At 68.3% G+C, this 11,729-nt stretch carries 14 protein-coding genes; 8 read left to right on the top strand and 6 right to left on the bottom strand.

Annotation, left to right across the window (positions count from 1 at the left end):
* Positions 1-3 precede the first annotated feature (3 nt).
* Complete coding sequence (locus tag BSG17_RS12080; RefSeq protein WP_089824383.1) at positions 4-768, top strand: metallophosphoesterase; 765 nt, start codon at positions 4-6, stop codon at positions 766-768.
* A 34-nt stretch (positions 769-802) separates the two neighbouring features.
* On the opposite strand, the gene BSG17_RS12075 is transcribed toward BSG17_RS12080, so the two are convergent.
* Positions 803-1,108 carry a hypothetical protein gene (locus BSG17_RS12075; protein WP_089824381.1) on the bottom strand — a complete coding sequence of 102 codons (306 nt, stop codon included), beginning with the start codon at positions 1,106-1,108 and terminating at the stop codon, positions 803-805.
* A gap of 139 nt (positions 1,109-1,247) precedes the next feature.
* Between BSG17_RS12075 and BSG17_RS28255 the strand changes: the two genes are divergently transcribed.
* The 3 genes from BSG17_RS28255 to BSG17_RS12065 all read left to right on the top strand — a co-directional run bounded on the left by BSG17_RS28255 (position 1,248) and on the right by BSG17_RS12065 (position 4,888).
* The gene (locus BSG17_RS28255) at positions 1,248-1,379 is read left to right on the top strand and encodes a hypothetical protein (protein WP_280141171.1); all 132 of its coding nucleotides are present in this window, start codon (positions 1,248-1,250) and stop codon (positions 1,377-1,379) included.
* A 79-nt stretch (positions 1,380-1,458) separates the two neighbouring features.
* Positions 1,459-4,299, top strand: a complete 2,841-nt coding sequence (locus BSG17_RS12070) for a DEAD/DEAH box helicase (RefSeq protein ID WP_089824379.1) — start codon at positions 1,459-1,461, stop codon at positions 4,297-4,299.
* 52 nt (positions 4,300-4,351) lie between these two features.
* A complete protein-coding gene (locus tag BSG17_RS12065; protein WP_089824377.1) occupies positions 4,352-4,888 on the top strand; it encodes a hypothetical protein in 537 nt (178 codons plus the stop codon).
* A gap of 12 nt (positions 4,889-4,900) precedes the next feature.
* Here the strand turns inward: BSG17_RS12065 and BSG17_RS12060 are convergent, their stop codons facing one another.
* Both BSG17_RS12060 and BSG17_RS12055 read right to left on the bottom strand, forming a co-directional pair.
* Positions 4,901-5,911, bottom strand: a complete 1,011-nt coding sequence (locus BSG17_RS12060) for a PAS domain-containing protein (protein WP_089824375.1) — start codon at positions 5,909-5,911, stop codon at positions 4,901-4,903.
* Between the two features lie 60 nt (positions 5,912-5,971).
* Positions 5,972-6,364, bottom strand: coding sequence for a DUF7522 family protein (locus BSG17_RS12055; RefSeq protein ID WP_089824373.1), 393 nt, complete (start codon positions 6,362-6,364; stop codon positions 5,972-5,974).
* Positions 6,365-6,492: 128 nt separating this feature from the next.
* Here BSG17_RS12055 and BSG17_RS12050 point away from each other — a divergent pair, with 128 nt between their 5' ends.
* The gene (locus BSG17_RS12050) at positions 6,493-7,236 is read left to right on the top strand and encodes a class I SAM-dependent methyltransferase (RefSeq protein ID WP_089824371.1); all 744 of its coding nucleotides are present in this window, start codon (positions 6,493-6,495) and stop codon (positions 7,234-7,236) included.
* A 27-nt stretch (positions 7,237-7,263) separates the two neighbouring features.
* Here BSG17_RS12050 and BSG17_RS12045 read toward each other — a convergent pair whose 3' ends face one another.
* Positions 7,264-9,441, bottom strand: a complete 2,178-nt coding sequence (locus BSG17_RS12045; protein ID WP_089824369.1) for a CDC48 family AAA ATPase — start codon at positions 9,439-9,441, stop codon at positions 7,264-7,266.
* Between the two features lie 145 nt (positions 9,442-9,586).
* Here BSG17_RS12045 and BSG17_RS27010 point away from each other — a divergent pair, with 145 nt between their 5' ends.
* Positions 9,587-9,727: a DUF7128 family protein gene (locus BSG17_RS27010; protein WP_170864790.1), complete on the top strand. Its 141-nt coding sequence runs from the start codon at positions 9,587-9,589 to the stop codon at positions 9,725-9,727.
* A 17-nt stretch (positions 9,728-9,744) separates the two neighbouring features.
* Here BSG17_RS27010 and BSG17_RS12040 read toward each other — a convergent pair whose 3' ends face one another.
* Both BSG17_RS12040 and BSG17_RS12035 read right to left on the bottom strand, forming a co-directional pair.
* Positions 9,745-9,978 carry a DUF7508 domain-containing protein gene (locus BSG17_RS12040; protein ID WP_089824367.1) on the bottom strand — a complete coding sequence of 78 codons (234 nt, stop codon included), beginning with the start codon at positions 9,976-9,978 and terminating at the stop codon, positions 9,745-9,747.
* 2 nt (positions 9,979-9,980) lie between these two features.
* Positions 9,981-10,412 carry a DUF5796 family protein gene (locus BSG17_RS12035; protein WP_089824365.1) on the bottom strand — a complete coding sequence of 144 codons (432 nt, stop codon included), beginning with the start codon at positions 10,410-10,412 and terminating at the stop codon, positions 9,981-9,983.
* Positions 10,413-10,566: 154 nt separating this feature from the next.
* Here BSG17_RS12035 and BSG17_RS12030 point away from each other — a divergent pair, with 154 nt between their 5' ends.
* Both BSG17_RS12030 and BSG17_RS12025 read left to right on the top strand, forming a co-directional pair.
* Positions 10,567-11,418 carry a shikimate kinase gene (locus tag BSG17_RS12030; RefSeq protein WP_089824363.1) on the top strand — a complete coding sequence of 284 codons (852 nt, stop codon included), beginning with the start codon at positions 10,567-10,569 and terminating at the stop codon, positions 11,416-11,418.
* Positions 11,415-11,705, top strand: coding sequence for a chorismate mutase (locus tag BSG17_RS12025; RefSeq protein ID WP_089824361.1), 291 nt, complete (start codon positions 11,415-11,417; stop codon positions 11,703-11,705). Before BSG17_RS12030 ends, BSG17_RS12025 begins: the two co-directional genes overlap by 4 nt.
* The last annotated feature ends 24 nt before the right edge of the window (positions 11,706-11,729 follow it).

Below are 11,729 nucleotides of genomic sequence, written 5' to 3'. Positions count from 1 at the left end.
CCGATGACCGCGGTCGAACCGCTTCCCGGCGAACCCGCCGCAGTCGCCGACTTCGGCGGCGAGCGTGCGCTCGTCGTCGCCGACGTCCACTGCGGCATCGAGACGGCGCTGCGCTACGAGCGCGGCGTCGAACTCGCGAGCAACGCCGACAGCCGCCGCGAGCGCCTGCTGTCGCTCCTCGACCGCAGTCGCGCGGACCGCCTCGTCGTCCTCGGCGACCTGGGCCACCGCATCGGCGACCCGCGCGGCGACGAACGCGAGGAGTTGGAGACGCTCGTCGATGCGGTCACCGCCCGCGTCCCGTTGACGCTCGCGAAGGGGAACCACGACGGCGGCGTCGCCGCGGCGTTCGGCGACCGCGTCGAGGTGACTCCCGGCGACGGCGCACGCTTCGGCGACGTCGGCGTCCTCCACGGTCACACGTGGCCGAGCGAGGCCGTGCTGTCGGCCGAGACGGTCTGCGTCGGCCACGAGCATCCGGCAGTGAAACTCACCGACTCGGTCGGTGGTAGCCGCGTCGAACAGGCGTGGCTCCGCGGGTCGCTCGACAGCGCGGCGTTCGCCGAGGGGCTCGGCGTCGACGTCTCGGAGCTCGAGTGGAACGACCCGGAGCTCGTCGTCTTCCCGGCGTTCAACGACCGCTCGGGCGGGACGTGGGTGAACGTCGAGGGGCAGGGGTTCCTCGCGCCGTTCCTGCCCGAAGCGCTCGTCGACGGCGAGGCGTATCTCCTCGACGGGACGCGACTCGGCGACTACCGACGGGTGTAGTCGGTCGACAGTTCGGGACGGGACGACCGCGGTCTCACACGGACGCCGACGTGTCCGGTCGCACCGAGACGCCACCCACGTTCCCGAGGCTCTCCCACTCGACGGCGTCGGCCTCGGTGTCGCACCGTCGGACCCGAACCGGACTCCAGCGCGACCCACCGTGTTCGGCCGAGAGTTCGTAGCGGACCCCGGAGTGTCGCGGCCGGAGTTCGAGTCGGAGGCGCTCGTCCGGGACGTAGTCGATCGCGGTCGCTCGGCCCTCGATCTCGGTGTCGTCGGTGAGCAGAACCCGGACGTGGTCGAAGACGTCCAGTTCGCCGAGTGTGGTGACTTTACTCATACGTAGAGCATGGTCCGCGACGAGTATCAACCCGTGTTCTGTCCGACCGGGTGGTCTGTCTCGGCTAACCGTGGGCGCGTCGGCACTATCCCTCAGGCGGCCACAACCCATTCCTGTCGTGGCGGCGAATCGGCGGGTGATGAAAGCATCTACCATCGTCATGTTGATCGGCGCCGCGCTCACCGTCTTCGGACTCCCGATCCCCGGACTGTCGGTGCTCGGTCTCATCATCTTCATCCTCGGTGCGGTGGCGCGGTTCCTCGACTTCTGAACGTCGTTCCCGGTCGGCGACGACGGCCACACCGACCGCGAACGGTGCGCTTAATCGCGCCCGCCCACTAACCAGACCAATGTCGGACTCGCAGGTCGGCGACGACGCCGACGCGTTCACGCATCTCGGTCCGTCCGTCCGGTCGGCGCTCTCCGAACGGGGGTTCTCTACACCGACCGAGCCACAGCGCCGGGCGATCCCGCCGCTCGCCGCCGGGACCGACGCGCTCGTCATCGCCCCCACCGGGACGGGGAAGACGGAGACCGCGATGTTGCCGGTGTTCGACTCGATAGCGGAGGCCGACGACCGCTTCGGCATCTCCGCGCTCTACATCACGCCGCTGCGGGCGCTCAACCGCGACATGCGCGAACGCCTCGACTGGTGGGGCGACTACCTCGATCTCGACGTCGACGTCCGCCACGGCGACACCACGCAGTACCAGCGCGGGAAACAGGCGGACGACCCGCCGGACGTCCTCGTCACGACCCCCGAGACGCTGCAGGCGATGCTGACGGGCAAGAAGTTGCGACGGGCGCTGTCGGACGTCCACCACGTCGTCGTCGACGAGGTCCACGAACTCGCCTCCTCGAAGCGCGGCGCACAGTTGACCGTCGCCTTCGAACGACTCGGCCAACTCGCGGGCGACTACCAGCGCGTCGGCCTCTCGGCGACCGTCGGAGCCCCCGAGGAGGTCGGGAGATTTCTCACCGGCGGCCGCCCGTTCGACGTCGTCGAGGTCGACGTCGACAACCGCGTCGACTTCACCGTCACGCACCCCGAGATCACCGACGAGGACGAACGACTCGCCGGGAAGTTGGCGACCGACGCCGAGATAGCCAGCCACGTCCGGACCATCCGCGACGTCGTCGAGGAACACACCTCGACGCTCGTCTTCGTCAACACCCGCCAGACCGCCGAGGCGCTGGGGTCGCGGTTCAAGAAGCTCGACACGCCCGTCGGCGTCCACCACGGGTCGCTGTCGAAGGAGGCCCGCATCGAGGTCGAAGACGCGTTCAAGTCGGGCGCGCTCGACGGACTCGTCTGTACGTCGTCGATGGAGCTCGGCATCGACGTGGGGCGGGTCGACCACGTCGTCCAGTACGGCAGCCCGCGGGAGGTCGCCCGCCTGCTCCAGCGCGTCGGCCGTGCAGGTCACCGGATGGGCGTCGTCAGCGAGGGGACGGTCGTCACCAGCGACGCCGACGACACGTTCGAGGCGCTGGCCATCGCCCGCCGCGCCGAGGCCGGCGAGGTCGAACCGGCGCACATCCACCACGGCAGTCTCGACGTCGTCGCCAACCAGATCGTCGGCTGCGTGATGGACCACGGCGAAGTGAGCGCCCGCGAGACGTACGACCTGCTCACCGACGCCTACCCGTTCCGCGACCTCTCGGAGGAACAGTTCCGTGAGGTCGTCCGTGAACTCCACGGCAATCGTCTCCTGTGGCTCGACGAGGAGAAAGACCTGCTGGAGAAGTCCGGCGGCACGTGGCAGTACTTCTACGCCAACCTCTCGATGATCCCCGACGAGGAGACCTACGAGGTCTACGACATCTCCTCACGCCAGCAGATCGGCACGCTCGACGAGAAGTTCGTCGTCAACTTCGCGGAACCAGGCGAGGTGTTCATTCAACGTGGCGAGATGTGGCGCATCAACGACATCGACGAGGAGGAGGGGCAGGTGAACGTCGCACCCATCGAGGACCCCGCGGGCGAGGTCCCCTCGTGGGTCGGGTCGGAGATACCCGTCCCGAAAGCGGTCGCTCAGGAGGTCGGCGAGATGCGGGCCGTCGCGGGGCCGCAGTTCGACCGCGGCGCGCCGCGGCAGTCGGTCGCCCGCGAGTTCGTCCGGCGCTATCCGACCGACGAGTACACCGCCAGCGAGGCACTGGAACTGCTCGAACGCCAGGCGGAGACGGGGACGCCGATGCCGACACACGACCGCGTCGTGATCGAGGGGCAGGGTCGGACCGTCGTCGTCAACGCCTGTTTCGGTCACAAAGTCAACGAGACGCTCGGACGACTGCTCTCGGCGCTCGTCGCCCAGCGCACCGGGTCGTCGGTCGGGATGGAGACCGACCCCTACCGAATCGAGTTCGAGGTGCCGCCCAAAGTCGGGCCCAACACGTTCGTCGAGGTGCTCGAGACGACCGACCCCGCACACGTCGAGGGGCTGCTCGAACTCGCCCTGAAGAACGCCGACTCGCTGAAGTTCACCCTCGCGCAGATCGCCGCGAAGTTCGGGTCGCTGAAGCGGTATCAGGGGCGGAAACGGTTCGGCGGCGACCGACTGCTCGCGGCGCTGCAGGACACGCCCGTCTACGACGAAGCGGTCAGAGAGGTGTTTCACACCGACCTCGCGGTCGCGGAGACCGTCGAGGTGCTCGAAGCGATGCGGTCGGGCGAGATCGACCTCGTCGTCGCCCGCGAGCGCACGCCCGTCGGCACCGCCGGCTCCTCCAGCGGACGGGACTTCCTCGTCCCCGAGAACGCCGACGCGAGCGTCATCGAGACGGTTCGCGAGCGTATCCGGAACGACCGCGTCATCCTGGTCTGTCTGCACTGTGGGGAGTGGTCGCGGAAGACGAAGGTGCGGCGCGTCCCCGACCAGCCGAGATGTCCCGAGTGCGAGTCGACGCGTATCGCGGCGCTGAACCCGTGGGACGACGACACCGTCCAGGCGGTGCAGTCGCAGGCCCGCGACGAGGAACAGGCGGAACTCGTCCAGCGAGCCTCGCGGTCGGCGAACCTCGTCCAGAGCCACGGCAAACAGGCGGTCGTCGCGCTGGCCGCTCGCGGTGTCGGCCCGCACAACGCCGCACGCATCATCGCGAAGCTACGGGAGGACGAGGACGACTTCTACCGGGACATCCTCGCACAGGAGCGGCAGTTCGCGCGGACCAAGTCGTTCTGGGACTGACTCGCCCGTCTCGACACGCACACTCTTTTGCACCCCGCCCGAACAGCCGCCGATGCTCAGACGGCTCCGAGAGACCGGGCCGGTCGTGCTCGTTCCACTGGCGTGGACGTTCGCGACCGCGGCCCACCTCCGACTGCTCGAACCGCGCACGGTGCTCGTCGCACATCTCGTGATGGACGTCCTCCTCTTCGCCTTCGCCGCGCTCTCGTGGGGAGATATGCGCGAACATCCCGTCTTGCGGGCGTGGCTAGCCGTCATCGTGGCCGGGCTGGGCATCACGCTCGTCGGGACGTACGCCCTCGTCACGAACGGCAGCGAGACACTGTTGCGGGCGACGGTGTTCGGATGGATGCTCGTCCCTGCCGTCGCGCTCGTCTACACCGGCCGGCTGCTCCCGCCCGACGAGTCGCCGGGCGTCTACACCGGCGGCGGCGTGCTCTCGGCGCTCGGTGCAGTGGTGTTTCTGGACGCGACACTCGCCGGACCGGTCTCGGCGCTCCTCGCCGGCACGGACCCGACGCTCCTCGCGCTCGCGCTCGTCGGCGTCGGTCAGACCGCGGGCATCGTCAACGCGGTCGTCCAGTACTGAAATCGGCGACTCTCAGGTCCGCCACTCGACGCCCGACACCTCGTACCGTACCGTCCCGTCGGCGTCGGTGGTGAGGGTCCAGCCGTGGACCTCGGCGATCCGCGAGGCGACCGCGACGTTCGACTCGACGCAGTCGGCGGTCGAGCGGCCGTCGACCGTGGTCGACACCGCCTGCTCGCGATCGAACTCGACGTGGAGCCCGTCGCCGTTCGTGCCGACAGAGACGTGGACGTCGGTCCCGCCGAGGACGAGCGCGCACTCGAACAGATGTTGGAACAGGCGGCCGAGCAACCCGACGTCGGCGGCGAGGACCCCGGTGGCGTCGACGGTGAGCGTCGCATCGAGCGTGTCGACCTTGCGCCAGGCGGCCTTCGCGCTGGCTTCGAGGTCGACCGAGACGAGGTCGACGTCTTCACCCGTGAGCAGGGCGAGCGCGTCGGTGAGTAGCGCGTTCACGCGGTGTAACGAGCCTTCGAGGTCGATACTCCGTGCAGTGCCGAGTTCGCGGTTGAGCAGCACCGCCCGCCCCAGCGCCGTCGACAGCTCCCGCTGGACGTCCTCCGAGAGGAGCGTCGCGATGCCCTCCAACTGTGTCGTCCGCTCTCTGACGTCCAGTTCGGCGAGTTTCCGTTCCGTGACGTTCAGATGGGAGACGAGGACGTAGCGTCCGCCGTCGACGGTGAACGGGACCGCCCGCATGAGAAACCAGCGTCGCTCGTCGGGGCTGTGACAGGGATACTCGAAGTCGAACCCGTCGCGTCTCCCGGCGAACACCGCACGAAGTCCCGTCGCTGCCACCGCCGCGTCGCCGTCTGCAGCGGCAGCGGCGTCACAGACGTCGAGATAGTTCACGCCGACCATCTCGACGTCGCCGCGGTAGCCGTTCGCCTCTGCGAACGCTCGCCACGCCAGGTTCGTCGAGACGATCTCGCCGTCGACGTCGAGGATCGCGACCTCGGCGGGGAACCGCTGTAGCGCGGCCGCGGCGAGCCGACATTCGTCGCCCGGCTCTCTCGTGCTCATACCATTCTCTAGGCGCGCAAACTACTTGGAAAAGACGTCTCTCGTGACGGACTGTCTCCGTTACTCGGCGACCGCCCACTCGTCGAGCACTTCCTCGACTGCCTTCGACAGCGCCTCGAAGTCCTGCATCGTGATCCCGTCGGTCGTGATGAACACGCCCGAGTCCTCGATGGTGATGCGGACGAGATAGCCGTTCTCGAAGACGCGGATCGTGTAGCGGTAGTCCCCGAGTTCGGATCCACGGTAGGCGTCCTGTGTCATCTTGAAGTCGTGCCACTCGTTGCCGATGAAGGAGTTGAGGTCGGCGTCGCGTTCGAGGTCGCCGCGGAGATACACCTGTTCGTAGTCGAAGCGGTTGATGTAGGTAAGCGACCGCAGACTGTCGCCGACGGCGGTCCGGCAGGTTCGCGTGAGACGATCTTTGGCCTTCTCGGGAAGCAACTGGTTCTCCATTGGCTGGCAAACTGTGACGCATCCTCATATATCCGGCGACGAGTGCAACATCCCGGACGTGAGGGGTGTGATGTGGTGTCGACTAGCGTCGTGACAGATTTATGTGGTGTGAGGAAAGATCTCACACCATGTCGACAGACGTGGATACGGACGCGGACGCGCTCGGAGTGGCGATGCGCGACTACCAGCGCGGCGGTCTCCGAGGTGAGTGTCGCTACGTCGACGGCGCGGAGACGGTCGACGCCCACGTTCGCGAGAACTACTTCGGCGACCCGGAGCAGTGGAGAGGGGCGACGAGACGGCTCCTCGACTCGCTGGCGGGGCCGGTCGTCGACGTCGGCTGTGGCGCGGGCAACCACGCGCTGTACCTGCAGGAGCGCGTCGACGACGTCGTCGCCTTCGACGTGAGTCCCGGAGCCGTCGAGGCCGCCCGCGAGCGCGGCGTCAAGGACGCCGTCGTCGCCGACATGTTCGAGATGGCGTTCCCGCGCGACCGGTTCCGATCCGCGTGGATGTACGGGACGCAACTCGGTCTCGCGGGGTCGCTCGCGGGCGTCTCGTCGCTGCTCTCGAAGCTCGGGTACGTCACCGACGAGGCGGCCGTCGCCGTCGTCGACAGCTACGACCCCCGGCACGTCGACGCCGCCGAGATGATCGGTTACCGGCCGGACCCCCGCGACGGCGTCGCGCGCCGGGCGTTCCACTTCGAGTACGACCGCGACGGCGAACGACTCGTCGGGCGGACGCTCTCGTTCGTGCTGTTCGGTCCGGAGCGACTGCGGGATGCGACCGTCGGGACGCCGTGGTCGGTCGGCGAAGTCCACGAGAGACCGACGGGCGGTCACTACCGAGCGGTGTTAGAGAAGGAGTGAGACGCTCGACGTGAGCGTCGCCCGGTCTCAGACCGCGCCGAGCGACGGCCGTACCGACTCGACGGCGGCGTCGAAGTGGTCCCGTCGAATCAGCACCTCGTCGCGGTGTTCGTTCGCCTCCTCGGGTGTCTCGTAGGCGTCTGCTACCTCCCGGATCGCGGACATCGCCGCTTCTCGACAGATAGCCGTCAGATCAGCCCCCGAATACCCTTCTAACTGCCCGGCGAGCTCGTCGAGGTCGACGTCGTCGGCGAGCGGTTTGTCGCGGGTGTGGACGCCCAGGATAGCCCGCCGCGCGGCGTGGTCCGGGGCGGGAACCTCGACGTGTGACTCCAGCCGGCCGGGTCGGAGGAGTGCGGGGTCGAGTGCGTCGCGGCGGTTGGTGGCCGCGAGCACGACGAGGTTGGGGTTGTCGGTCAGGCGGTCGAGTTCGGTGAGGAGCTGCGAGACGACGCGTTCGCCGACGCCGGAGTCGCTCCCCATGCTGTCGCGGCTGGTGGCGACGGCGTCGATCTCGTCGAAGAAGACGATCGCCGGCGCGGCCTGTCGCGCACGCTCGAACACCTCTCTCACCGCTTTCTCGGACTCGCCGACGTAGCGGTCCAAGAGCTCCGGGCCGGCGACGTGGATGAAGTTGACGCCGCTCTCGCCGGCGATGGCGCGGGCCAGCAGCGTCTTCCCCGTCCCCGGCGGGCCGTAGAGCAGGACGCCGGAGGGGGGTTCGGTGTTGGCAGACTCGAACAGCGGCGCGTAGGTCAGCGGCCACGTGACGGCGCGTTCGAGCGTGTCTTTCGCGTCTTGCAGGCCGCCGACGTTCTCGAACGTCGTCGTCGGCGTCTCGGCGACGTACTCGCGCATCGCGCTCGGTTCGACGGAAGCCATCGCGGCCTCGAAGTCCGAGCGGGTGACCTCGAGTTCGTCGAGCGGGACGCGCTCGCCGTCCCGCCGGACGCGCCGGAGTGCGGTCATCGCGGCCTCCTTCGCCAGTGACTCGAGGTCGGCACCGACGAACCCGTGGGTTCGCGAGGCGATGCGGTCGACGTCGACGTCCTCGGCCAGCGGCATCCGGCGGATGTGGACGTCGAGGATCTCGCGGCGACCCGTCTCGCCGGGGACGCCGATCTCGATCTCGCGGTCGAAGCGGCCGCCGCGGCGGAGTGCGGGGTCCAGCGAGTCGACGCGGTTCGTCGCGCCGATGACGATGAGGTCGCCGCGGGCGTCCAACCCGTCCATGAGGGTGAGCAGTTGGCCGACGACGCGGTTCTCGACGTCGCCGCCGTCGTCGCGCTTGCCCGCGATGGAGTCGATCTCGTCGAAGAAGACGATCGCCGGCGAGTTGGCCTCGGCCTCCTCGAACTTCTCCCGCAACTTTTCCTCGGACTCCCCCTTGTACTTCGACATGATCTCGGGGCCCGAGACGGTGATGAAGGTGGCGTCGACCTCGTTGGCGACGGCCTTCGCGATGAGCGTCTTGCCGGTCCCTGGCGGGCCGTGCAGCAGCACGCCTTTCGGCGGTTCGATGCCGAGGCGAGCGAACACCTCCGGCTCGGAGAGGGGGAGTTCGATCATCTCGCGGACGAGGTCGAGCTCCTCGTCGAGCCCGCCGATGTCCTCGTAGGTGACGCCGGTGCGGTCCTCGGTCTCCGAGGTCGACCCGCCGCCCGTGACGCTGTCGACCGCCTTGCTGACGGTCTCGGAGGCCTTCGACTTACGAGTCACCGTCACGTTCGTGTCGTCGGTGACGCGGACCGTCCCGTCGGGGACGGTCTTCGTGACGACGAACGCGCTTCCGCCCAACCGCTCGATGCGGACGCGTTCGCCCTGGTGGAGCGGCCGGTCCTGCAGGTCGCGCTTGACGCTCTGGCGGACGAGGTCGGCGTCGTCGTAACCGAGGTCGTCGGGGGCCGCGAGGGTGACTGCGACCGCCTCGTCGACGGCCTGTTGTCGGACGCGAACCGTCTCGCTGATCTTCACCCCGGCGTTCGTCCGGGTGTCGGCGTCGATCTGGATGCTCCCCTCTCCCGCACCGCCGCGGGCGGGCCACACCTTCGCGACCGTCTCGCGTTCCCCCTCGATGACGACCGTGTCGCCACTGAGCACGCCGAGTCGCTGACGTGCCCCCTCGGGCAGTCTGGCGATCCCCCTGCCCGCGTCTCGTTTCTCGGCGCCTCGAACGGTGAGTTCGAGCGCCGTCTCGTCGCTCATGTCACCCGGTTGGCGTGGCCGGGACTTTACGCTTCCCCAGCGCGTCTGTCCGGCGTCCGTCACGCCTCCGACCGCACCGGCCGGCCCCTCGCTCTGTCACCCGAACTGGATAACAGCTATACCTCGTGCCAACCCATCTCACACCATGGTCGCCACGACAGAACTCGACCGGATGACGTGGTACCGCTGCGAGAAATGCGGGCTCCTCGTCGACTCCGAGATGGACGCGGAGCAGCACGAGGAGTGCTGTGACGGCGACTCCGGCTCACCGTCGTACTGGTGGTGACGGCGGGTCGCTCGGAGCTACCGGTGTTCGTCGGCGAGTCGCTCGGCGTGCTCGCGCGACGTCGCCTCCGCCCACCGGACCTTCTCCGCACTGCTGTAACCGAGGGCGTCCTTCAGCGCGTCGCGGAGGACGCCGACGCCGCTGTCGACGACGGCGCCGTCCGAGTCGCCGAGTTCGTAGTAACCGAAGCGGTCGGGCGCGCTCCCGACCGTCGAGCGGTCCAGCGCACGCCACCGTTTGCGGAGCGCCACGGTCAGTCCTCGGCGACGAACTCGTAGCTCTGCTCGCCCCAGTCGTCCTCGACGAAGACGAACACGCGGCCGCGGGCGACCTCGGGGTCGGCGGCGACCTCGTTGCGCATCCCGCCCGTCCGGTGGACGGTGACGCCGGGGAACAGCTCCTCCTCCTCGTCGGGGTTCAGGATGACTCGTCCGACGCCGCTCTGTTCGAGGATGTCGTCGTGAGTCTTGAGGTCGTTGACATACATCAACACGCCCTCGGTCTCCGTCGGGTCGGTGACGAGAATGTGCGTCTCCTTGCCGGGGCCGGTTCTCAGCGTGTCGGTGACCTTCTGTGGGACCCCGCGGTAGAGCGTCGTCCGACCGTCGAGATACTCGACGACGACACCCTCCTCGCGGAGTTCGACCCCGAGCGTGCTCGGTGCCACGTCGTTGCGTGCGCTCATGTCCGACGCTACCGGGGGAGTGCGGAAAAGCGTCGCGTCTCGACGGTGTGTACTCGCTGGCGTCCGGTGCGGACTGGCGGACGGGAACCCGACGACCGGGGGCGAATACGGCAGGGACCGCCACACCTATTGCGGTGCTTGGCAGTCTCTGGGTATGAACGGCCGAGCGGCCGCCCTCGGGGCAGCCACCGTGTTGAACGCCCTCGCGACCGGTGTCGGGTCGGCTTTCGCGATCGACGCCGAGACGCGGGCGACCGTCGAACTGGACGGAAGCGGCGAGGTGACCGGCGAGATCGACGGCGCACCCGACGCCGACACGCGACTGATCGAGCGCTGCGTCGAACTCGTCGTCGCCGAGTACGGCGACGGAGAGGGCGGCCACGTCCGCACGGAGAGCGATCTCCCGATGGCCGCCGGACTCAAGAGTTCCAGCGCGGCCGCGAACGCGACGGTGCTGGCGACGCTCTCGGCGCTCGACGCCGAGGACGCACTCGACCGGGCGGACGCCTGTCGACTCGGCGTACAGGCCGCTCGCGACGCCGGCGTCACCGCCACCGGCGCGTTCGACGACGCCTCGGCGAGCATGCTCGGCGGCGTCACGGTGACGGACAACTCCACCGATGATCTGCTCTCCCGCGAGCAGATCGACTGGGACGTCCTCGTCTGGACGCCGCCGGAGCGGGCGTTCTCCGCCGACGCCGACGTCGACCGCTGTAAACAGGTCGCGCCGATGGCCCACCTCGTCGCGGACCTCGCACTCGACGGTCGGTACGGCGAGGCGATGACCGTCAACGGGCTGGCGTTCTCGGCCGCACTCGACTTCCCGACGGACACCGCCGTCGAGGCGATGCCCCACGTCGACGGTGTCTCGTTGTCGGGAACCGGCCCGAGCGTCGTCGCCGTCGGCGAACGAGCGAACCTGGAGGACCTCGAAGACCGGTGGAGTGAACGCGACGGTGCGACCCGACTGACTACGACGCGAAACGACGGAGCACGGATCCTATGACACAGCCACGACCCGAAGATATGAACCTGGACGAACTGCGAGAAGAGATCGAAGACATCGACCGCGAGATCGTCGAACTCATCGCACGGCGCACCTACGTCGCCGATACTGTCGCACAAGTAAAAGAAGAGCAGGACTTGCCGACGACCGACGAGTCACAGGAGGACCGTGTGATGGAACGTGCCGGCGAGAACGCCGAACGGTTCGAGGTCGACGCGAATCTCGTGAAGGCGATCTTCCGGTTGCTCATCGAGTTGAACAAGGTCGAACAAAGAAGCAAGCGGTAGTCGAATTCGGGCGTTTCAGGGACT

This window comes from Halogranum amylolyticum (genome assembly GCF_900110465.1).
Classification (GTDB): domain Archaea; phylum Halobacteriota; class Halobacteria; order Halobacteriales; family Haloferacaceae; genus Halogranum; species Halogranum amylolyticum.
Note: the sequence above shows the minus strand (reverse complement) of the source record. Positions and strands in the feature narration are given on the sequence as shown.